Origin of the sequence: Inquilinus ginsengisoli (assembly GCF_050434925.1) — a bacterium.
GTDB lineage: Bacteria > Pseudomonadota > Alphaproteobacteria > DSM-16000 > Inquilinaceae > Inquilinus > Inquilinus ginsengisoli_B.
The window spans coordinates 5994342-6014422 of the sequence record NZ_JBNDJK010000001.1; the positions used below are offsets into that span (position 1 = coordinate 5994342).

At 69.5% G+C, this 20081-nt stretch carries 24 protein-coding genes; 7 read left to right on the top strand and 17 right to left on the bottom strand.

The window, feature by feature from the left end; translation table 11 throughout:
• Positions 1 to 124 precede the first annotated feature (124 nt).
• Positions 125 to 1270, bottom strand: coding sequence for a trans-sulfuration enzyme family protein (locus tag QFZ27_RS28640; protein ID WP_429229854.1), 1146 nt, complete (start codon positions 1268 to 1270; stop codon positions 125 to 127).
• 89 nt (positions 1271 to 1359) lie between these two features.
• Here QFZ27_RS28640 and QFZ27_RS28645 point away from each other — a divergent pair, with 89 nt between their 5' ends.
• The 5 genes from QFZ27_RS28645 to cysW all read left to right on the top strand — a co-directional run bounded on the left by QFZ27_RS28645 (position 1360) and on the right by cysW (position 5656).
• Positions 1360 to 1557, top strand: a complete 198-nt coding sequence (locus QFZ27_RS28645) for a DUF3553 domain-containing protein (RefSeq protein ID WP_429229855.1) — start codon at positions 1360 to 1362, stop codon at positions 1555 to 1557.
• A gap of 255 nt (positions 1558 to 1812) precedes the next feature.
• Complete coding sequence (locus QFZ27_RS28650; RefSeq protein ID WP_429229856.1) at positions 1813 to 2877, top strand: sulfate/molybdate ABC transporter ATP-binding protein; 1065 nt, start codon at positions 1813 to 1815, stop codon at positions 2875 to 2877.
• Between the two features lie 17 nt (positions 2878 to 2894).
• Positions 2895 to 3893 (top strand): sulfate ABC transporter substrate-binding protein, encoded by a 999-nt coding sequence (locus QFZ27_RS28655; RefSeq protein WP_429229857.1) that lies wholly within the window; start codon positions 2895 to 2897, stop codon positions 3891 to 3893.
• A 13-nt stretch (positions 3894 to 3906) separates the two neighbouring features.
• Positions 3907 to 4761 (top strand): sulfate ABC transporter permease subunit CysT, encoded by an 855-nt coding sequence (cysT, locus tag QFZ27_RS28660; RefSeq protein WP_429229858.1) that lies wholly within the window; start codon positions 3907 to 3909, stop codon positions 4759 to 4761.
• Positions 4745 to 5656: a sulfate ABC transporter permease subunit CysW gene (cysW, locus tag QFZ27_RS28665; protein WP_429229859.1), complete on the top strand. Its 912-nt coding sequence runs from the start codon at positions 4745 to 4747 to the stop codon at positions 5654 to 5656. The genes cysT and cysW overlap by 17 nt, the downstream gene beginning before the upstream one ends.
• On the opposite strand, the gene QFZ27_RS28670 is transcribed toward cysW, so the two are convergent.
• Positions 5653 to 6489 carry an SDR family oxidoreductase gene (locus tag QFZ27_RS28670; protein ID WP_429229860.1) on the bottom strand — a complete coding sequence of 279 codons (837 nt, stop codon included), beginning with the start codon at positions 6487 to 6489 and terminating at the stop codon, positions 5653 to 5655. The genes cysW and QFZ27_RS28670 overlap by 4 nt on opposite strands.
• Positions 6490 to 6581: 92 nt before the next feature.
• Between QFZ27_RS28670 and QFZ27_RS28675 the strand changes: the two genes are divergently transcribed.
• Positions 6582 to 7475: a LysR family transcriptional regulator gene (locus QFZ27_RS28675; protein WP_429229861.1), complete on the top strand. Its 894-nt coding sequence runs from the start codon at positions 6582 to 6584 to the stop codon at positions 7473 to 7475.
• 4 nt (positions 7476 to 7479) lie between these two features.
• On the opposite strand, the gene QFZ27_RS28680 is transcribed toward QFZ27_RS28675, so the two are convergent.
• The 8 genes from QFZ27_RS28680 to QFZ27_RS28715 form a co-directional block, all read right to left on the bottom strand.
• A complete protein-coding gene (locus QFZ27_RS28680) occupies positions 7480 to 7779 on the bottom strand; it encodes a putative quinol monooxygenase (protein WP_395674045.1) in 300 nt (99 codons plus the stop codon).
• 62 nt (positions 7780 to 7841) lie between these two features.
• Positions 7842 to 8342, bottom strand: coding sequence for a RidA family protein (locus QFZ27_RS28685; protein WP_429229862.1), 501 nt, complete (start codon positions 8340 to 8342; stop codon positions 7842 to 7844).
• Positions 8343 to 8368: 26 nt separating this feature from the next.
• Positions 8369 to 8764 (bottom strand): c-type cytochrome, encoded by a 396-nt coding sequence (locus tag QFZ27_RS28690; protein WP_429229863.1) that lies wholly within the window; start codon positions 8762 to 8764, stop codon positions 8369 to 8371.
• A 26-nt stretch (positions 8765 to 8790) separates the two neighbouring features.
• Positions 8791 to 10389: a flavin monoamine oxidase family protein gene (locus tag QFZ27_RS28695; protein ID WP_429229864.1), complete on the bottom strand. Its 1599-nt coding sequence runs from the start codon at positions 10387 to 10389 to the stop codon at positions 8791 to 8793.
• A 236-nt stretch (positions 10390 to 10625) separates the two neighbouring features.
• Positions 10626 to 11135, bottom strand: a complete 510-nt coding sequence (locus QFZ27_RS28700) for an OsmC family protein (protein WP_429229865.1) — start codon at positions 11133 to 11135, stop codon at positions 10626 to 10628.
• Between the two features lie 9 nt (positions 11136 to 11144).
• Positions 11145 to 11939 (bottom strand): ABC transporter ATP-binding protein, encoded by a 795-nt coding sequence (locus tag QFZ27_RS28705; RefSeq protein WP_429229866.1) that lies wholly within the window; start codon positions 11937 to 11939, stop codon positions 11145 to 11147.
• 2 nt (positions 11940 to 11941) lie between these two features.
• Complete coding sequence (locus QFZ27_RS28710; protein ID WP_429229867.1) at positions 11942 to 12766, bottom strand: ABC transporter permease; 825 nt, start codon at positions 12764 to 12766, stop codon at positions 11942 to 11944.
• A 2-nt stretch (positions 12767 to 12768) separates the two neighbouring features.
• Positions 12769 to 13746: an aliphatic sulfonate ABC transporter substrate-binding protein gene (locus QFZ27_RS28715; RefSeq protein WP_429229868.1), complete on the bottom strand. Its 978-nt coding sequence runs from the start codon at positions 13744 to 13746 to the stop codon at positions 12769 to 12771.
• Positions 13747 to 13934: 188 nt separating this feature from the next.
• Between QFZ27_RS28715 and QFZ27_RS28720 the strand changes: the two genes are divergently transcribed.
• The gene (locus tag QFZ27_RS28720) at positions 13935 to 14321 is read left to right on the top strand and encodes a nuclear transport factor 2 family protein (RefSeq protein WP_429229869.1); all 387 of its coding nucleotides are present in this window, start codon (positions 13935 to 13937) and stop codon (positions 14319 to 14321) included.
• A 129-nt stretch (positions 14322 to 14450) separates the two neighbouring features.
• Here QFZ27_RS28720 and QFZ27_RS28725 read toward each other — a convergent pair whose 3' ends face one another.
• The 7 genes from QFZ27_RS28725 to sufD all read right to left on the bottom strand — a co-directional run bounded on the left by QFZ27_RS28725 (position 14451) and on the right by sufD (position 20078).
• The gene (locus QFZ27_RS28725; protein WP_429229870.1) at positions 14451 to 14762 is read right to left on the bottom strand and encodes a hypothetical protein; all 312 of its coding nucleotides are present in this window, start codon (positions 14760 to 14762) and stop codon (positions 14451 to 14453) included.
• A gap of 41 nt (positions 14763 to 14803) precedes the next feature.
• Positions 14804 to 16129 (bottom strand): chloride channel protein, encoded by a 1326-nt coding sequence (locus QFZ27_RS28730; RefSeq protein ID WP_429229871.1) that lies wholly within the window; start codon positions 16127 to 16129, stop codon positions 14804 to 14806.
• The gene (locus QFZ27_RS28735) at positions 16126 to 16506 is read right to left on the bottom strand and encodes a HesB/IscA family protein (RefSeq protein WP_429229872.1); all 381 of its coding nucleotides are present in this window, start codon (positions 16504 to 16506) and stop codon (positions 16126 to 16128) included. Before QFZ27_RS28735 ends, QFZ27_RS28730 begins: the two co-directional genes overlap by 4 nt.
• A gap of 98 nt (positions 16507 to 16604) precedes the next feature.
• A complete protein-coding gene (locus QFZ27_RS28740) occupies positions 16605 to 17042 on the bottom strand; it encodes an iron-sulfur cluster assembly protein (protein ID WP_429229873.1) in 438 nt (145 codons plus the stop codon).
• The gene (locus QFZ27_RS28745; RefSeq protein WP_429229874.1) at positions 17039 to 17485 is read right to left on the bottom strand and encodes a SufE family protein; all 447 of its coding nucleotides are present in this window, start codon (positions 17483 to 17485) and stop codon (positions 17039 to 17041) included. The genes QFZ27_RS28740 and QFZ27_RS28745 overlap by 4 nt, the downstream gene beginning before the upstream one ends.
• 2 nt (positions 17486 to 17487) lie before the next feature.
• Positions 17488 to 18741 carry a SufS family cysteine desulfurase gene (locus QFZ27_RS28750; protein ID WP_429229875.1) on the bottom strand — a complete coding sequence of 418 codons (1254 nt, stop codon included), beginning with the start codon at positions 18739 to 18741 and terminating at the stop codon, positions 17488 to 17490.
• Positions 18742 to 18746: 5 nt separating this feature from the next.
• A complete protein-coding gene (sufD, locus tag QFZ27_RS28755; protein WP_429229876.1) occupies positions 18747 to 20078 on the bottom strand; it encodes a Fe-S cluster assembly protein SufD in 1332 nt (443 codons plus the stop codon).
• Positions 20079 to 20081: the final 3 nt, after the last annotated feature.

The following is a 20081-nucleotide window of genomic DNA, read 5'->3' on the forward strand; positions in this document are numbered from 1 at the left end:
GCTTCACCCAAACCTGTCATTGCCGGGCTTGACCCGGCAATCCAGAAGATGTCGACAGTCTCTGGATGCCCGGGTCAAGCCCGGGCATGACAATAAAGGGGAATCCCAGCCGATACCGCAGCCCCTACTCCGCCAGCGCCTGCTCCAGATCCCCGATCAGGTCCTCGACCGCCTCGATGCCGATCGACAGGCGCAGCAGGTCGTCGGGCACCGTGCCGTCCTCCTTCTCGATCGTGGCGCGGTGCTCGATCAGGCTCTCGACCCCGCCGAGCGAGGTGGCGCGGATGAAGATGCGGACGCGGGAGATCGCTTGCAGCGCCGCCTCGCGGCCGCCGGCCAGACGCAGCGACAGCATGCCGCCGAAGCCGCCCTCCATCTGCCGTGCCGCGACGGCATGGCCGGGAAAGCCCGGCAGGCCGGGGTAGCACACCTGCGCCACCGCCGGGTGGCCGCCGAAGCGCTCGGCGATGCGCTGGGCGCTGGCGCTGGCGGCGCGCACCCGCACGAACAGCGTGCGCATGCCGCGCAGCAGCAGCCAGGCCTCGAACGGGCCCAGCACCGGGCCGGCCAGGAAGCGGATCCGGCCGATGCGCTGCCACAGCGGGCCGTCGGCCGCCGTCACCACCGCGCCGGCGACCACGTCGGAATGGCCGTTCAGGTATTTGGTGGCGGAATGGACGACGAGGTCGGCGCCATGCGCGATCGGCCGGCACAGCGCCGGCGAGGCCGAGGTGCTGTCGACCGCCAGCAGCGCCCCGGCTTCATGCGCGATCGCGGCAGCGGCGGCGATGTCGGTGACCGACCAGATCGGGTTGGCCGGGGTCTCGACATAGACCAGCTTGGTCACCCCGGGGCGGATCGCGGCGCGCAGGGCGTCGAGGTCGGTGGTGTCGACCAGGTCGCAGGCAAGGCCCCAGGGGATCAGGAGCTCGCGCAGCAGCTTGGCGGTGCCGAAATACATGTCGCGCGAGCAGACGACGTGATCGCCCGGCGCCAGCGCCTGGAACAGCGTGGCGATCGCCGCCATGCCGGAGGCGAACAGCATCGCCTCGGACCCGCCTTCCAGCCGCGCCAGCAGCGCCTCGGCCTGCAGGTAGGTCGGGTTGTCGTCGCGGCTGTAGCCTCGGCCGCCAACCTGGGCGTAGCCGGCATCGCGGGCATAGGTCGAGGACGGATGGATCGGCGGCACGATCGCGCCGGTGTCGCCGCAGAGATAGCCGTCGAGGCGGGCGGCGAGGGTTTCGGGGCGGCAGGGCGGCCGATCGACCATGGGAACTCCGATTGCCTTCCGGGTGTAACCCCGCTGACGCGCCCCTGCAATCCATGGCAACGTGGCCGGTCGGTCGCGGGAGCATGCAGATGAGTTTCGAGAACGGGTTCGGAATCGATCTGGGGCTGGCACCCGGCATGTGGGTGCGGCACCCCGACCAGCCCGACTGGGGCCTCGGCCAAGTGCAGTCGGTGATCGGCAGCCGGATCACGGTGAATTTCGAGAACCGCGGCAAGGTGCTGATCGACGGCTCGGTGATCCAGTTGGAGCTGGCTGAGGAGGCGTAGGGGATCGCTTTCTCCTCTCTTGTCATTGCCGGGCTTGACCCGGCAATCCAGGGCCATCAGGAGCTGTTCCCGGAAGCCCCTGGATCCTCGGGTCAAGCCCGAGGATGACAGGAAGGAGTGGGCTTGCATCCATAATCCAATGATGGGTTGTTCAATATACGACCTATCCAGCGAATGCCGGATTTTCCGCTGGCGCGCTTTCTACGCTCCGCTATGATGGAAGACCTTTATTTACAGTAACCACAGGCACAATCGATGCGCGTCGAGCTTCGCGGGATCGAGAAGCGGTTTCAGGAGTTCAGCGCCCTGTCGGGGATCGGCCTAGACATCGAGGCAGGGCATCTCTGCGCCCTGCTCGGTCCCTCCGGCTCGGGCAAGACGACGCTGCTGCGCATCATCGCCGGGCTGGAGCATGCCGATGCCGGCAGCTTGCGGATCGGCGGCACCGACATGTCGGCGGTCGATGTCCGCGACCGCCAGGTCGGCTTCGTGTTCCAGCACTACGCCCTGTTCCGGCACATGAGCGTGCTGGACAATATCGGCTTCGGCCTGAAGGTGCGGCCGCGCCAGACCCGGCCGGAGGCCGAGGCGATCCGCGCCCGCGCCAAGGATCTGCTGCAGCTGGTGCAGCTGGAGAAGTTCGGCGATCGCTACCCCGACCAGTTGTCCGGCGGCCAGCGCCAGCGCGTGGCCCTGGCCCGGGCGCTGGCGATCGAGCCGCGCATCCTGCTGTTGGACGAGCCCTTCGGCGCGCTCGACGCCCGGGTGCGCAAGGATCTGCGCCGCTGGCTGCGCGAGCTGCACCAGACGCTGAAGCTGACCACCGTATTCGTCACCCACGACCAGGAGGAGGCGCTGGAGCTGGCCGACCAGGTGGTGGTGATGGATCACGGCCGGGTCGAGCAGATCGGCAGCCCGACCGAGGTCTATGAGCGGCCGGCGACGCCCTTCGTCTACGAGTTCCTGGGCCAGGCCGTGCGCCTGCCTTGCCGCATCGGGCCCGACCGGGTCGATGTCGAGGGCGCGGTGCTGCCCCGGCCCGCAGGCTATGCCGGGCCGGACGGCGCCGGCGAGATCTTCGTCCGCCCGCACGACCTGGTGCCGCAGGACGCGCGCGGCGACGCCTTCCCGATCGCGATCCGCAGCGTCAACGTCATCGGCCCGCTGGTGCGGGTCGAGGCGGTGACCCAGCACGGCGCCATCCCGCTCGACCTGGAATGGCACCGGCGCCAGCTCGCCGCCCGCCTGCCCGTTGCGGGCGAGACGCTGCAGGTCGGCGCCAGCCATTTCGGCCTGTTCCCTGCGCGCCAAGCTGCCTGAGCATTCTGGAGATTTCGATGAAGCGTTCCTTCCTGGCGCTGGCGCTGGCCGCCGGCCTGCTGAGCGGCGGCACGGCCGGGGCCCAGACCACCATCCTCAATGCCTCCTTCGATGTCGGGCGCGAGCTCTTCGTCGACATCAACCCGGCGTTCCAGAGCTATTGGAAGGGCAAGTCGGGCCAGGATGTGACGGTCGAGCAGTCGCATGCCGGCACCTCGAAGCAGGCGCGGTCGATCCTGGAGGGGCTGCAGGCCGATGTCGTCACCTTCAACCAGGCGACCGACATCACCGCGCTGGAGAAGGGCGGCGCGGTCAAGCCGGGCTGGCAGTCGGCCTTCCCGAACGGCGCCTCGCCCTACTACTCCTTCCCCGCCTTCCTGGTGCGCCAGGGCAACCCGAAGGGGATCAAGGACTGGGGCGACTTGGCGCGCGAGGACGTGCAGATCGTCTTCCCCAACCCGAAGACCTCCGGCAACGCCCGCTACACCTACCTCGCCGCCTATGCCTGGGCGCTGAAAGCCAATGGCGGCGACCAGGCGAAGGCCCAGGCCTTCGTCAAGACCGTGCTGTCGCATGTGCCGGTGTTCGACACCGGCGGGCGCGGCGCCACCACCACCTTCGTCGAGCGTGAGACCGGCGACGTGCTGATCACCTTCGAGGCGGAGACCCGCGGCATCCAGAAGGAATACGGCGACCGCGGCTTCGAGGTGGTGGTGCCGCCGAGCAGCCTGAAGGCCGACTTTCCGGTTGCAGTGGTCAACAAGGTCGCCGACGCCCGCGGCACGACCGAGGTCGCCAAGGGCTATCTCGACTTCCTGTACCGGCCGGCGGGGCAGGAGATCCTGGCCGAGCATTTCTACCGCCCGACCCTGGCCGATGTGGCCGCCAAGCACGCCGACCAGTTCCCGGCGGTGACGCTGGCGACCGTCGACGAGGTGTTCGGCGGCTGGGACAAGGTGAATGCCGAGCATTTCGTCTCCGGCGGCATCCTTGACACCGTGTTCGTGAACCAGTGATCGGCGGCGCCCTATGACCAGCGTCGCCCTCGCCGCGCCCCGTCCCGCCCGGCGCCGGGTGCTGCCCGGATTCCGGCTGACGCTGGGCTGCACGCTGGTCTACCTCGTGCTGATCGTCCTCTTGCCGCTGGGCGCCCTGGCGCTGAAGGCGGCCAGCCTGACGCCGGCCCAGTTCCTGGCCATCGTCACCTCGCCCCGCGCTCTTGCCAGCTACGAGGTCACCCTCGGCATGGCACTGGCGGCGACGCTGTTCAACGGCGTGGTCGGGCTGCTGCTGGCCTGGGTGCTGGTGCGCTACCGCTTCCCCGGCCGGCGGCTGCTCGACGCCATCGTCGACCTGCCCTTCGCGCTGCCGACCGCGGTGGCCGGCATCGCCCTGACGGCACTGTTCGCCAAGAATGGCTGGTTCGGCGCGCCGCTGGCGGCGATCGGCTTGTCCGTCGCCTACACGCCGCTGGGCATCGCCGTGGCCATGGCCTTCACCAGCCTGCCCTTCGTCGTGCGCAGCGTGCAGCCGGTGCTGGAGGATCTCGACGCGGGCGTCGAGGAGGCGGCCCGGACGCTGGGCGCCGGCGACTGGCCGACCCTGCGCCATGTGGTGTGGCCGGCGATCCTGCCCGCCTTCCTGGCCGGCTGCAGCCTGGCCTTCGCCCGCAGCCTGGGCGAGTTCGGCGCCGTCATCTTCATCGCCGGCAACCGGCCGATGCAGACCGAGATCGCGGCGCTGCTGGTGTTCATCCGGCTCGAGGAATACGACTATGCCGCTGCCGCGGCGCTGGCGCTGACCATCCTGGCCGCCGCCTTCATCCTGCTGCTCGCCACTAACATCCTCCAGGCCCGGTTCCTGCGCCATGTCGATCGCCGTTGACCGCGACCCGGCCGTGGCGGCTGTGCCCCCGACAGCGACTGCTGCCGCGGCCGCCCGGCGGCGGTCGCCGCGCATCGGCGAGGGACGCTGGACCCGGCGCATCCTGATCGGCATCGCCTTGCTGGCCGCGGCCCTGGTGCTGGTGGCGCCGATCGTGGTGATCTTCGCCCAGGCCTTCTCCGCCGGCCTTACCGTCTTCGCCCGCAACATCGGCCAGAGCGAGACGCTGGACGCCATCGGCCTGACCGTGACCACGGCGCTGATCGTGGTGCCGGTCAACACCGTGTTCGGCATCATGGCCGCCTGGGTGATCGCCAAGTTCCAGTTCCGCGGCCGGCGCCTGCTGACCACGCTGGTCGAGATCCCGTTCTCGGTGTCGCCGATCGTGGCCGGCGTCGTCTACCTGTTCCTGTATGGCGCCAACGGCCTGTTCGGCCCCTGGCTGCAGGACCACGGCATCCGCCTGATGTTCACGCCCGTGGCGATCGTGCTGGTCAGCCTGTTCGTGACCTCGCCCTATGTGGCGCGCGAGCTGATCCCGCTGATGCAGGCCCAGGGCCGCGACGAGGAGGAGGCGGCGGCGACGCTGGGCGCCAATGGCTGGCAGACCTTCTTCCGCGTCACCCTGCCGAACATCAAATGGGCGCTCTTGTACGGCGTGGTGCTGTGCAACGCCCGGGTGATGGGCGAGTTCGGCGCCGTCTCGGTCGTGTCCGGCCATATCCGCGGCCAGACCAACACGCTGCCGCTGCAGATCGAGCTGCTGTACAACGACTACAACGCCGTCGGCGCCTTCGCCGCCGCCTCGACCCTGGCGCTGCTGGCCCTGGTGACGCTGGCGGCCAAGGCGCTGGTCGAGCGCCACAGCCGCCGCACGGGCCGGCCGGGGCATTAGCCGCGCGGCGTCACCCGCTCGCGCATGAAGGCCATGTACTCGGCCTCCGAGGTCTCGCGCCGGGCCCGGACCAGCGGCTTGATGTCCTCGGTGGCGATGTAGCGCAGCTGGTCGGTGCCGTCGGTCGCCGCCGTGTAGATCACCTCGGCCACCTCCTCGCTGGTGGCGTCGGCGCGGGATGCGCGCAGCCCGGCGAAGACCTCCATCGCCCCCTTCAGGAAGGGTCCGTAGTCCGGCAGGTCGGCCGAGCTCCCGGCCTCCGCGGCGCTGCGCTCACCGAAGCCGGTCCTGGTGACGCCGCCGGGCTCGACGATCTTCACTGCGATGCCGAGCGACCCGAGCTCGTAGGACAGCGCCTCGGAGAAGCCCTCCAGCGCGAATTTCGAGGCGCAGTACAGCGAGATCATCGGCAGGGCGAAGACGCCGGCGCCGGAGCTGATGTTGACGATGGTCCCGGCCCGGTTGGCCCGGAAATGCGGCAGCAGGGCGCGGGTCACGTCCATGACGCCGAAGACGTTGACGTCGAACTGCTCCTGGATCTTCTGGCGCGGGGCGGCCTCGAACACGCCGAACAGGCCGAAGCCGGCATTGTTCACCAGCACGTCGATGCGGCCGAATCGGGCGATCGCCTCGGCCACGGCAGCGTCGATGCTGGCCGGGTCCTGCACGTCCAGCCGGGTGACCAGGACGTTGTCGCCGAGCGCAGCCAGGGCGGCACCCGCCTCGGGCCGGCGCATGGTGGCGACGACGTTCCAGCCGCGGGCGGCGAACAGGCGGGCGGTGGCCTCGCCGAAACCGGTGGAACAGCCGGTGATGAGTACGGTGCGGGTCATCGAAAGCTCCTGGGTGAGCCCTCGATATGCCTATGGCCCGCTATTGTGATAATCCGTTCAATCTTGGATGAGTTGATGAAGGTAGCCGGATAATGGCCGACCTTGCCCTGACCGAGCTGACGGCGCTGGGCGCTGTGGCAGCGCATCGCAGCTTCCGTGCCGCGGCGGCGGAGCTGGGGCTGTCGCCCTCCTCGCTCAGCCACATGGTGGCGAGCCTGGAGCGGCGGCTGGGCGTGCGCCTGTTCAACCGCACCACCCGCAGCGTGGCCGTGACCGAGGCGGGCGAGCAGTTCCTGGCCCGGATCCAGCCGGCGCTGCGCGAGATCGCCGAGGCGGTGGAGACGGTGAACCGGTTCCGCGATACCCCCGCCGGGCTGCTGCGGCTGAACAGCTCCGAGGGCGGGTCGGCGCGGATCCTGCCGGTGGTGCTGGACTTCATGGCCGCCTGTCCGGAGATGCGGGTCGACCTGGTGACCGAGGGCCGCATGATCGACATCGTCGCCGCCGGCTTCGACGCCGGCATCCGCCTGGCCGAGGCGGTGCCGCAGGACATGGTCTCGGTGCCGCTGGGCATCGACGAGGCGATGATCGTGGTCGGCGCGCCGGGCTATCTGGCGGCACGCGGCGTGCCGCAGGCCCCGGCCGACCTGTTCACGCATGAGTGCATCCGCGCCCGGCTGCCGAGCGGCGCGATCCTGCGCTGGGAGTTCGAGCGCCAGGGCGAGGAGATCCGCATCGACCCGCCCGGCCGGCTGACCATCGGCAGCCCGGAGCTGAGCCAGCAGGCGGCACTGGCCGGCGTCGGCCTGGCCTTCGTCAGCGGCCGGACGGCGACGGCGGATCTTGCGTCGGGCCGGCTGCGGCAGGTGCTGGCGCACTGGACCCCGCCCTTCCCGGGCCTGTGCCTCTACTACCCACGCCAGCGCCTGCCCTCAGCCGGGCTGCGGGCCTTCATCGACCATTTTCAGAAGGCCCGCCGCCGGTGACCGGTCAGGCCGGCGTCAGGACGTGGACGGCCCGGCCGGCGAGCAGGTCCTTGGCACGCTCGCCATAGGCCTTCATGTGCGGCGCGACCGAATGCGCCTTCAGCGCCTCCGGGCTCTCCCACTTCTCGACCACGACGAAAGTGTCGTCGCCGAAGCTATCGGGGCTGCCCGCAGCGTCGATCGCCGGGCCGTATTCGATGCAGCCCTGCTCGGCATGGACTTCGGGGATGATCTTGCGGAATTCCTCCAGGAGGGCGGCGCGCTTGCCCGGCTTGGCGGTGAGCAGGGCGATGACATGGATCACGTCGAAGTCTCCGTGGTTTTGTCCGATCTTATCGCCCTGATCGCATGAACCGCCAGCCTGCGCTAGGGGCGAACGGCGGTCACCTCGATCTCGACCAGATAGCCGGGATTGACCAGGGCGGCGACCTGCATCGCCGAGCGCGCCGGCAGGTTCGGCTGCTCCGCCGTGCCGTAGAACTGGCGATAGCCCTCCATGAAGCCGGCGAAGTCCATCTTGCCCTCCTTGCCCGGGTCGCCGACCAGGAAGACCTGCATCTTCACCACGTCACCCAGGCCGAGGCCGAGATCCTTCAGCGTCTTCTCGATCGATTTCAGCACCGCGATGGTCTGGGCCTTGGTGTCGCCATAGGCGGCGACTGTGTTCTTGGCCGCGTTGGCATCGGCCACCGGCGGCACCGCGCCGCTGACATAGACCGTGGTCTTGCCGGCCAGGATCTCCACCGCCCGGGCGATCGGGAAGTCCGAGTTCGGGGTCTTGTGGCGGATCACGTCCTGGGCCGCCGCCCCGCCGGCCGCCAGCATCGCCACAAAGCCGATCGCGGCCATCATCATCGTCTTGTTCAAGGCTCTCTCCCCCTCAGGCGTTTGGGTCAGTTGCGGGCGTCGGCCACGTCCTTGGCCGTCACCGGATCGGTGTAGGAATTGCCGAAGCTGGTGCGCAGGTAGTTCACCACCGCGGCCACCTGGTCGTCGGTCATCATCTTGCCGACCGGCGGCATGCCCTTCAGGCCGTGGACGACGACATAGACCGGATAGGCCCCGGTCTCGAGATTGGCGTTCTTCGCCAGGGCCGGGTAGTGGCCGGCGCCGGCCGCCCCCTGCCCCGCCGGCATGTGGCAGGCCTGGCAGACATTGGCGAACAACGCGGCGCCATCGGCTTCGGCAAAGGTCGAGGCCGGGCTGAGCATCGGGGCGTCCTGGGCGGCGCCCGCGGCCGCGGGCAGCAGCAGGATCGCGGCCAGCCGGGCCGCCGAACGGACGATCATGACAGGGCTCCTCAGGGACAGGCGGGTCATGCGGCGATCACCCGATGGTGCAGCCGCTCGATCGCGTTCAGCGCCGAGAGGATCGCCCCCTCCTGCCAGGCCGGGATGTAGGAGGCGTGCTCGCCGGCCAGCACGATGCGGCCGTCGATCTGGCACAGATTGTCGTAATGCTGGGCCCGTGCCTCGTCGGTCCAGTCGCCGGCACAGCCCAGGGTGAAGGGCACCCGGTGCCAGGCCACGGAGATCCCGGTCTCGAACTCCGTCTCGTATTGCGGATGGATCTGCTTGCCGTATTCGATCGCGCGGCGCACCCGCTCGGCCGGGTCCATGGCGGTGAACTCGTAGGAGTTCGGGCCGTTCCAGCTATAAGCGCCGAGCAGCACGCCCTTGCCGCCGAGGTTGTAGCCGGTGCTGGGGTAGGAGATCTGGCGGATCGGCAGGTCGGTGTAGCTGATGCCGCCGTAGATCGCTTCGTCCTCCTCCCAGAAGCGGCGCTTGAACTGCAGCCCGACCTTGACCGAGGAGGCATAGGGCACGGCCTCGATCGCCGCCTGCATCTTGGCGCCGACATCGATCGGGATCTGGCTGAGCACGGTCAGCGGGATGGTGCAGACGCACCAGTCGGCCTTGGCCTGCAGCGGGCCGCCGGGGCTCTTGGCGTCCTCATAGGTCACCGTCACCCCGCCCTCGCCCTGCTGGATCCGGGTGACCTTGGAATTGTAGCGGATCAGGCCGCCGAGCTGCGCGGCGAAGGCCTTGCCGATCATGTCCATGCCGCCGACCGGCTGGAACATGGTGGTCTGGAACTCGTAGAGGGCGAAGCTCTGCAGGCTGCGCCACAGCCGCGAATTGAGGATGTCGGACAGACCGATCGGCTCGCCCGGCACCGGCTCGGCCCCCAGGCCGCCGCCGGCATCCTTCTGGAAGCCGCGGAACTCGGACGCGGTCTCGCCCGCCTTGTAGCCGTAGTCCTTGTCCAAGGCGCCCCAGGATTTCAGGGCCTGCAGCAGGATCTCGCGATCCTCCTTCGACACCGCCTGGTCCAGCTTGCCCTGCTGCGTCGCCTTGGCCAGGAGCTCGGAGACATGGCCCTGGAAGTCGGTCTTGATCTCGCGGATGCGCTGCGGCTTGCCGCCGAAGCCCTTGGTGTTGTGCAGCAGCGCGTTGTGGTTGAGCTGCTGGAACGGCTCCAGCGCCACGCCCAGGCGCCGGCAATAGGCCAGCACGCCGTGATGATGGTACGGGATGCGCCAGGGGCCGGGGTTGATGTACAGCCCCTGGTCGAAGCCGCAGGTCTGGGTGGCGCCGCCCAGCTCGATGAAGCGGTCACCGCCGCGCAGCGTCCAGTTGCGGCCGCCCGGCCGGTCGTTGAACTCCAGCAGCTGGACCGAATAGCCGGCCTGGCGCAGCTCCAGCGCCGCGGTCATGCCGGCCAGGCCGGCGCCGAGCACCAGCACCGTGGCGCCCTTCGGGTCGCCGCCCAGATCGACCGGCCCCTTGTAGCCGGACTCCGCCGCCAGGCCGAGGCTGGTCATCGCCTGGTACATGGCGGCGCTGCCCGCCGTCATCCCGATCAGCGACAGCAGGCCGCGGCGGCTGACGCCGTCCCCCTGTTCCTCTTGCATCGATCGTGCCCCTTCGACAGTCGCGGCGGAGCGATCCGCCGCGGATGACGACCACAGCAAGAACGATGCCAGAAGTGGCAAGAACGATGCCAGAACGGGAAAGCCTTGTCCCCGGCGTCACAGCGGTCGATCGGATTCCCATCCGGTGCCGAACCAAAAGGCACCGGACCAGGCAAATATTAGGCAAGTGTCAACACAAGGATTCGGCTTGAATTTTCGGCAAATCAGTCCTGAATTCAAGCATTCACCAGATCGACCATGAATTCGGCCGGCTGGCGCAGCGTCTGGTAGACGACGCAGTAGCGCTCGGTCAGCTTTAGCAGGGTGGCCCGTTGCTCCTCGGTCAGGTCGCCCTCGACCGCGAAGTTCAGGCGAATGGCGCGGAAGCCGACCGGCGCGTCCTTAGCCACACCGAGCGTGCCGCGGAAGTCGAGGTCGCCTTCGGCCGAGACGGTGCCGCCGGTGATCGGCAGGGCCAGCGCCGTGGCCACCGCCTTCAGCGTCACCCCGGCGCAGGCCACCAGCGCCTCCAGCAGCATGTCGCCGGAGTACAGCGACAGGCCGTCGCCGCCGGTCGCCGGGTGCAGCCCGGCCTCAGCGAGGGCGCTGCCTGTCTCGACCTTGCAGGTCACCCCCTCCTCACCCAGCCGCCCTTTGGCGCGCAGGGTGATCAGGGCCGCATCCGGCGCCTCGCGATACTTGTCCTTCAGCGGCGCCTGCAAGGCGCGCAGCGACTCGGCATCCATCGTCGTCTCTCAGATCGTGACGGGCACGGCCGACACCCGGGCCCCTGCGGCGCCCGTATCGCGGCCGGCCGCAGCATCCCGCGGCGGCGCCAGCGAGGATAGCACGGCCTCGCGCAGCCGCAGCAGTTCCGGCGCCCCGGCCCGCTCCACCCGCGGCACCGGCACGGCGATGTCGGCGGCGATCCGGCCCGGGCGGCCGGCCAGCACCACCACGCGGTCGGCCAGAGCCAGCGCCTCGTCGATGTCGTGGGTCACCAGCATCAAGGTCGGTTCGAGCCAGTCGCGGATCTCCAGCAGGTGACGGTGCAGGTCGCGCCGGGTGAAGGTGTCGAGCGCGCTGAACGGCTCGTCCAGCAGCAGCACCTGGGGCCGGGCGACCAGGGCCCGGGCGATGGCGACGCGCTGGGCCATGCCGCCGGAGAGCTGGCGCGGCCAGGCGTCGGCGAAACCGGCGAGCCCGACCCGGGCGATCGCCTCCGCCGCCAGCCGCGCCGCCTCGGCCCGGGGCAGCCGGCCGAGGCCGAAGCGGATATTGGCCTCGACGGTCAGCCACGGCATCAGCCGCGGCTCCTGGAACACCACGCCGACATCCTCGCCGGGCCCGTCGACCGGATGGCCGGCGACCGCCAGCGTGCCGGCCGTCGCCCGCTCCAGCCCGGCGATCAGGCGCAAGAGCGTGCTCTTGCCGCAGCCGCTGGCGCCGACCACGGCGACGATGGCGCCGGGCTCGACCGCGAGATCGATGCCGGCCAGGGCATCGAGCCCGTTCGGATAGCGCTTGGCGACGCCCTTCAGCGACAGCATGGTCACACTCCCTCCGGACGGAACCCATCCTGCCAGCGCACCAGCCGGGCACCGAGCGTGGCCAGGGCCATGTCGCTGAGCCTGCCGAGCACTGCGAACAGCAGGATCGCGGCCAGGATTGTGGCCGGGCGGCCGGTCATCTGGCCGTCGACCAGCAGGTAGCCCAGGCCCTTGCTGGCGCCCATGAACTCCGCCGCCACCACGAACATCCAGCCGAGGCCGAGCCCGCCGCGCAGGCCGGTGATGTAGGTCGGCAGGGCCGCCGGCAGCAGGATCCGGCGCACCAGGTCCCAGGTGCCGAAGCGGTAGATCCGCCCGACCTCGACCAGCTTGCGGTCGACCGAGGCGATGGCGCTGGCCAGGGTGAGATAGACCGGGAAGAAGACGCCGACCGCGATCAGCAGCACCTTCGGCGTCTCGAAGATGCCGAACCACAGGATGAACAGCGGGACCCAGGCGATCGACGGGATGCTGCGCAACGCCTGGATGCTCGGGTCCAGCAGACGGCGCGCCAGCGGCCAGACGCCGGTGGCGGCGCCGAGAGCCGTGCCGGCGGCGGCGCCGAGCAGGAAGCCCCACCAAACCCGCCACAACGTCGTCAGCACATGGTCGAGCAGCACGCCGCGGGCCGCCAGGTCGCCCAGCGTCTTCAGGATCTGCGACGGCGGCGGCAGCAGACGGGTGGAGACCACCCCGAGGGCGGCCAGCACCTCCCAGCCCAGGGCCAGCCCGACCGGCAGGATCAGCCCGACCACCACGGCGCCGAGCGCGCCGGCCGCGCGCGGCTCGCGGATGGTTGCTCCAACGGCGGGGTCCAAGCTGGCCATGGTCAGTTCGCGATCGCGGTCTTGAAGCGGGCGTCGAGCAGCGCGTCGACGGTGGCCGCGACATCGACCGAGGACTCGATCACCCCCGCCTTCTGCAGCGCCACCCCGGCGGCCAGGATGGTGTCGCGCTTCGGCGAGTCGATCGCCGGGCCGGTCAGCTCGGTGCGCTCCAGCTGCCTGGCGGCCACCGCATCGCTCAGCCCAGCGGCTTGCACCAGGGCGGCGCGCAACTCGTCCGGATGGGCCAGGGCATAGGTCCGCGCCTGCTCATAGGTGCGGATCACGGTCTCGACGATCTCCGGGTGGTCGGCGGCGAACTGCTCGTTCACGTTCAGCACGCCATAGGTGTTGAGCTCGGGCTTGCGGTAGAACAGCCGCGCCCCCTGCTCCAGCTCCGCCTGCGCCATCATCGGGTCCAGCCCGGCCCAGGCGTCGACCTGATGGCCGATCAGGGCGTTGCGGCCGTCGGCGTGCTGCAGCAGCACCACCTCGATGTCCTGCTCCGTCAGGCCGTGATCGGCCAGGGCGCGCAGCAGGAAGATGTAGGGGTCGGTGCCGCGGGTGACGGCGACACGCTTGCCCTTGAGCTCCTCGACCGACTGGATCGGGCTGTCGCCATTGGTCACCAGCGCCGTCCATTCCGGCCGGGAGTAGGAGTAGACGGCCTTGATCGGGCTGCCGTTGATCCGCGCCAGCAGCGCCGCGGCACCGGCGGTGGAGCCGAACTGGACGCTGCCGGAGTTCAGGAACTCGATCGCCTTGTTGCTGCCGGCGCTCTGCACCCAGGTCACCGACACGCCCTGCGGCTTCAGCGCCTCCTCCAGCCAGCCCTTGTCCTTCAGCACCAGGCTGACCGGGTTGTAATAGGCCCAGTCGAGGGTGATGCCGGACACCGGATCGGCGGCCCGGCCAAGCGTCGGAGCCAGGGCGGCAACGACGATCGAGCCGGCCAGCAGCAGGCGGCGCGACAGGGTGATCATGATCGGTCCTTTCGGCCGGCGGGATCAACGATCCCGGGCTGTTGATTGCTTATATCGAAGGATACTGTAGAAATAACTTGCATAAAATACATTAGTTAAACGTCATTCTTTATCCTCAACAGGACCCTCGACAGGCAGGACTGTCTTCGGCATAATGAACAAATTGGGAACAAATTGACCGAAATGCCATGGACGACCATGTCGTCACCGCTCTGTGGCGTGCTTTCGATGCGCGCGACTGGGCTCGTGCCCTCGGTTTGCTGGCCGACGACTTCGTGGCGGACTGGCCGCAGACCTGTGAGCGCGTCCGTGGTGCCGACGCTTTCATCGCTCTCAACGCCAACTATCCCGGCCGCTGGCGCTGCCATCTGCAGGAGCTGATCCAGGCGGGCGAGCGGGCGGTCTCCCGCGTGCTGCTGACTGACGGCAACGATATCGTGCATGCCGTCTCACTGTACCGCCTGCGCGACGGCCAGATCACCGAGGCGGTGGAGGTCTTCGCCGAATCCGGCGAGCCGCCCTATGACCGCAGCCGCTGGACCGAGCGCTATGAGCTGAAGCTGCCGACAGGGTGAAGGCCGCTACGGATGCCTTCATATTCTCGCCGTCATGGCGAGCCCCCGAATGGGCGTGGCGCTCCCGAGATCCAGCCGCTGGATCGCCACGTCGCTTCGCTCCTCGCGATGACGGTGTTGGTCTGAGGCCTAACAGGCCACCGTCAGCTCGACATACTCGGCCCGCATCGGGTTGTCGCCGGGGGTGGCCTTGGTCACCTTGCAGGCCGACACCTGCTCGATCGCCTTGCGCTCGGCGGCTCGGACCTTGGCCGGGGACGGGCCGATCAGGCTCGGCCCCACCAGCCAGGCGCCCCAGGTCGTTTCCGTCAGCCGGGTGACGCCGATGTCGAGGCCGTTCACCGTCACCGTCCGCGACAGCACGGCGGGCGTCTCATCCGGCTGTTTCTGGGCGCAGCCGAGGAGCGCCAGCGCGATCAACGCCGGAAGACCGAATCTCACCTGAACCCCCGAAGGTGCTTTTTCCTTTGCGGCAGACGATATCAGGTTGTCCCTGAAGGATTCCAGCCGCCTCGCGCAAGAATTCGCTCGGCCAACAAATGATATAGGCCGTGCCGCAGAACCAGCCGCGATCCGGCCCAGGCCAGGCCGACGGCCGGGATCAGAATCGCCAAGCCGCGGGATTCGCCGGTCATCTCGGCCAGCAGCACCAGGGCGGTGACCGGCGAATGGGTGACGCCGGTCAGGTAGGCGGCCATGCCGACCAGCATCAGCGACGGCACCAGGTCGGGGCCGACCAGCGGCGCGAAGATGGCGCCGAAGCCGGCGCCGACCGAGAGCGAGGGCGCGAACAGCCCGCCCGGAATACCGGCCGAGGAGGCCAGGGCGGTGGCGGCGAACTTGGCCGGGAAGAACCACCAGGCGAGGGGCTGCCCGCCCTCCAGGGCCAGCCGCGTCGGCTCGTAGCCGGTGCCGAAGGTGGCGCCGCCGGCGGCCAAGCCGATCAGCCCGGCGAGGAGGCCGCAGCTGGCGGCCGCGGTCAGCACCGACCAGCGGCCGAACCGGGCGAACAGCCGCGGCAGCAGCCGGGTCAGCGCCAGGACGCAGCGGCCGAACAGGCCACCGAGGATGCCCGCCAGCACCGCGACCAGCAGGAAGACCGGGATTGCCCCCGGCGTGAAGTCCAGTGCGTGGCGGCCGAAATAGGTGTAGTCGCCGAGCACGGCGATGGCGACGGCGGAGGACAGGAAGATCGCGGCCAGCACCGCCATGCGGTTGCGGATGTCGAAGCCGCCGGCCAGCTCCTCCAGCGCGAAGACGATGCCGGCGAGCGGGGTGTTGAAGGCACCGGCCAGCCCTGCCGCACCGCCGGCGGTGATCACCCGGCGCAACCGGGCCGGGGTGGCGTGCGGCGTGAACCAGGCCAGGATCACGGCGCCGACCTGGACGGTCGGCCCTTCGCGCCCGATCGACCCGCCGCAGGCGAGGCCGACCAGGCACAGCAGGATCTTGCCGATGCCGGTGCGGACGTTCAACTGGGTCGGCACCAGTTCCAGCGGCCGGCGCATCGCGGCGATGCATTGCGGGATGCCGCTGCCGGGCGCCGCCGGGAACCATCGCTGCGCCGCCAGGGCCGAGACGCCGAAGCCGACGGCGCCGAGGACCGGCGCGAGCCACAGCCGGCCGTCGGTGATCCGGAAGAACAGGCTCTGCGCCTCGTCCGCGGCCTTGGCGAAGGCGACGGCCATGCAGCCGACCAGCAGGCCGCCGACGGCAAAACGCAGAAGCCGCCGCAGGCGCGGCGGCGACAGCAGGCGGCGGAGGGTTCGGGGAGTCAGGTCCGGCGCGGGGCCGACCGGATCCGTCATGCCCCGACGGGGGCCGGCTCCTTGCCCTCGGGCTGGGCGACCCGGAAGCTCTCGCCGCAGCCGCAGCGATCGACCTCGTTCGGGTTGTTGAAGACGAAACGGGCGCCGAACTCTTCCTGGACCCAGTCCATCTCGGTGCCGAGCAGGAACATGATCGCCGACGGGTCGATCAGGACGGTGACGCCCTTGCTCTCGACCACATCCTCGAACTTCTTCCGCTCCTCGGCATATTCCATGAAGTAGCTGAGGCCGGAGCAGCCGCGCGCCTTGACCCCGACCCGCAGGCCTAGGATCGGCTTCGGCGACTTCGCGATCAGCTCGCGCACGCGGTCGGCGGCGCTGTCGGTCAGGGAAATCGGCGGCGGTAGGGCGCGCATCCTGTTCACCTCTTGTCCTCGACCCACAAGATGGGCCGGTCGGGAAAAGACTTCAACGGTTTGCGGCTGCAGGGCTGGTCCGCCCTGCCCGCCTCTCCTCACATGCCCAGCGCCAGCCGGGCATCTTCGCTGGCACGTTCGATCGACCAGGGCGGGTCCCAGGTCAGGTTGACCTTGGCCTCGGTCACGCCGGGCACCACCGTGGCGCCGCGCTCGACGATCGCCGGCATCGAGCCGGCCACCGGGCAGTTCGGCGCGGTCAGGGTCATGTCGATCTCGACCTTGCCCTCCGGCGACACCTCGACCCGGTAGATCAGCCCGAGCTCGACGATGTTGACCGGCAGCTCCGGGTCGAACACCAGGGTCAGGTTGTCCATCACCGCCGAACGCGTGGCCTCGACGTCCAGAGGGTAGGCGACCTTGGACAGCGGCGTGACGACGTGGATCCAGTCCGGCTCCGGCACGTCCAGCGTGCCGGCGCGCATGAAGTCGTTCAGGCCGAGGCCGTCATCGGGGAAAAAGGCAGGACGGGTCATGATGATGTCGCCTCCCGCGCGGCCAGGTGGCGCCGCGCGATCTCCTTGATCCGTTCGACCATCGAGGCCAGGCCGTTGCGGCGGCCGCTGGTCAGGTGGGTGTCGAGGCCGAGCCGGGTGAACAGGCCGCGCAGGTCCATCGCCGCCACCTCCTCAGGCCGGCGGCCGGAGAACACGCCGGTGACGATGGCGATCAGCCCCTTGACGATGCGGGCGTCGCTGTCGCCCTGGAACACGATGCGGTCCGGCGCCTGGTCCTCAGGCCGGGCGATCAGCCAGACCTGGCTCTGGCAGCCATGCACCTTGTTGGCCTCGACCCGCTCGGCCTCCGGGAAGGGCGGCAGCGCGTCGCCAAGGCTGATGATGTAGGCGTAGCGCTCCTCCCAATCGTCGAGGAGGGAGAAGTTCTCCTCCAGCTCTTCCTGGGACAGCCTGGCCTGCATGGTCATTTCCCGAACAGCTTGACCACCTTGCCCAGCGCCTCGGCCATGACGTCGATCTCGGCCTTGGTGTTGTACAGGGCGAAGGAGGCGCGGGCCGTGGCCGGCAGTTGCAGCCGTTCCATCAGCGGCTGGGCGCAATGGTGGCCGGCCCGCACGGCGACACCGGCCTGGTCGATCACCGTGCCGATGTCGTGCGGATGGGCGCAGTCCATGGCGAAGGAGATGATCGAGGCACGCTCCCTCGCCCGGCCGACAATGGTCAGGCCCGGGATGTGCGACAGCCGCTCGACGCCGTAGTTCAGCAGGTCGCGCTCATGCGCGGCGATGGTGTCGAGGCCTAGGGCGGTGACGTAGTCGATCGCCGCCTTCAGCGCGATGGTCTGGGCGATGGCCGGGGTGCCGGCCTCGAACTTGGCCGGCAGCTCGGCGAAGGTCGTGCCGGAGAAGCTGACGGTCCGGATCATCTCGCCGCCGCCTTGCCAGGGCGGCATCGCCTCCAGCAATTCCTCGCGGCCGTAGAGGATGCCGATGCCGGTCGGGCCGTACAGCTTGTGGCCGGAGAAGGCCAGGAAATCGCAGCCCAGCGCCTGGACGTCCACCGGCATGTGGGTGATCGCCTGCGCGGCGTCCAGCAGCACCTTGGCACCGACCGCATGCGCCCGGTCGATCACCGCCTTGACCGGGACGATGGTGCCGAGCGCGTTCGACATGTAGGTGATCGAGACCAGCTTGGTCCGCGGCGACAGCAGCTTCTCGAACTCGTCGAGCAGGAAGTTGCCGTCGTCGTCGATCGGGGCGACCTTGAGGACCAGCCCCTTCTCCTGCGCCAGCAGCTGCCAGGGCACGATGTTGGAGTGGTGCTCCAGCACCGAGACGATGATCTCATCCCCTTCCTTCAGGAAGGCGCGGCCATAGCTCTGGGCCACCAGGTTGATCGCCTCGGTGGTGCCGCGGGTGTAGATGACCTCCTTGATCGAGGCGGCATTGATGAAGCGCTTCACCGCCTCGCGCGTCGCCTCGAAGGCGTCGGTCGCGGCGCCGCTGAGATAATGCAGGCCGCGATGGACGTTGGCGTATTCCTGCTCGTAGACGCGGCTCTCGGCGTCGATCACCGAGCGCGGCTTCTGCGCCGAGGCGGCGTTGTCGAGATAGACCAGCGGCTTGCCGTAGACGGTGCGGGACAGGATCGGGAAATCCGCCCGCACGGCGTTCACGTCATAGGCGTTGATGCCGCTCATGTGCAGCCGCGTGTCCATCTGACCTAACCCTCCTGGTGCCGCGCGGCGAGCCACTGCTCGACCGCGGAGCCGAACTCCTCGCGGACCGCCTCTTCGGCGACCTCCTCCAGCGCTTCGCGCAGGAAGGCCTCGACCAGCATGGCCCGGGCGACGCGCTCGTCGATGCCGCGGGCGCGCAGGTAGAACAGCGCCTCGGAGTCGATCTCGCCCACCGTGGCGCCGTGGCTGCACTTGACGTCGTCGGCGTAGATCTCGAGCTCGGGCTTGCTGTCGATCTCGGCCGTCTTCGACAGCATCAGCGCCCGATTCAGCTGGTAGCCGTCGGTGCGCTGGGCGTCGCGGCGGACGATGATCTTGCCCTGGAAGACGCCCCTGCCCTTGCCGTCCAGCACGCCCTTGAACACCTCGCGCGACCGGCAGTCCGGCACCGCGTGGTCGATCAGCGTGGTGGTGTCGATGTGGCGGGTGCCGTCCGCCAGATAGGCGCCGGTGACATGGCCGTTGCCGCCACGGCCGGTGAAGGTCGCGACCACCTCGGTCCGCGCCAGGTCGGCGCCGAGGCTGAGGGTGAAGCTGTCATAGGTGGCGTCGCGGCCGATCGTGGCGCTGCCGTTCAGCAGATGCACCGCGTTCAGGCCTTCGCTCTGCCGCCGGTAGTGGCGCAGCCGGGCACCGTCGCCGATCTCGGCATCGACCACCGCATTGGTGAAATAGCCGGTGTCGTCGGTGCCGTGATAGGCCTCGATCACCGTCGCCTGGCTGTTGGCGCCGGCCAGGACCAGGATCCGGGGATGGCTGGCCACCGCCACGGCGCCGGGGGCGGTCAGGAAGACCAGGCGGACCGGCGCCTCGATCACCGCGCCGGGGGCGATGCGCAGCACGGCGCCGTCCTCGACCAGGGCGGTGTTCAACTCGACCAGCGAGGCGGCGTCAGCCGGCGCGGCGAAGCGGGATTCGACCTCGGGATCGCCGGCCTCCAGCGCCGCGGCATAGCCGTCCAGGCGCAGCCCCTTCGGCAGGGCGTCGAGATGCGACAGCTCTGGCCGCAGCCGGCCGTTGACGAAGACCATGGACGGGCCCTGCGCCGGCACGAAGACGCGCAAGGAGTCCGGCAGCGCCACGTCGGCCGGCGCGGTGGCGCCGTTCAGTCCCAGCTTCTCCAGCCGCCGCAGGTCGGTGTATTTCCAGGCCTCCAGCTTGCGCGTCGGCAGGCCCAGGCTCTCGAACCGGGCCATTCCCGCCTCGCGGCGGCGGGCGACGGCGCTGTGGCCGACACCGGGCAGCGCCGAGCGGCCGGCGGCGAAACGCTCGCGCTGGGCGGCGACGATCGGCGAAGGGGCGATCCGTTCGCTCATCTC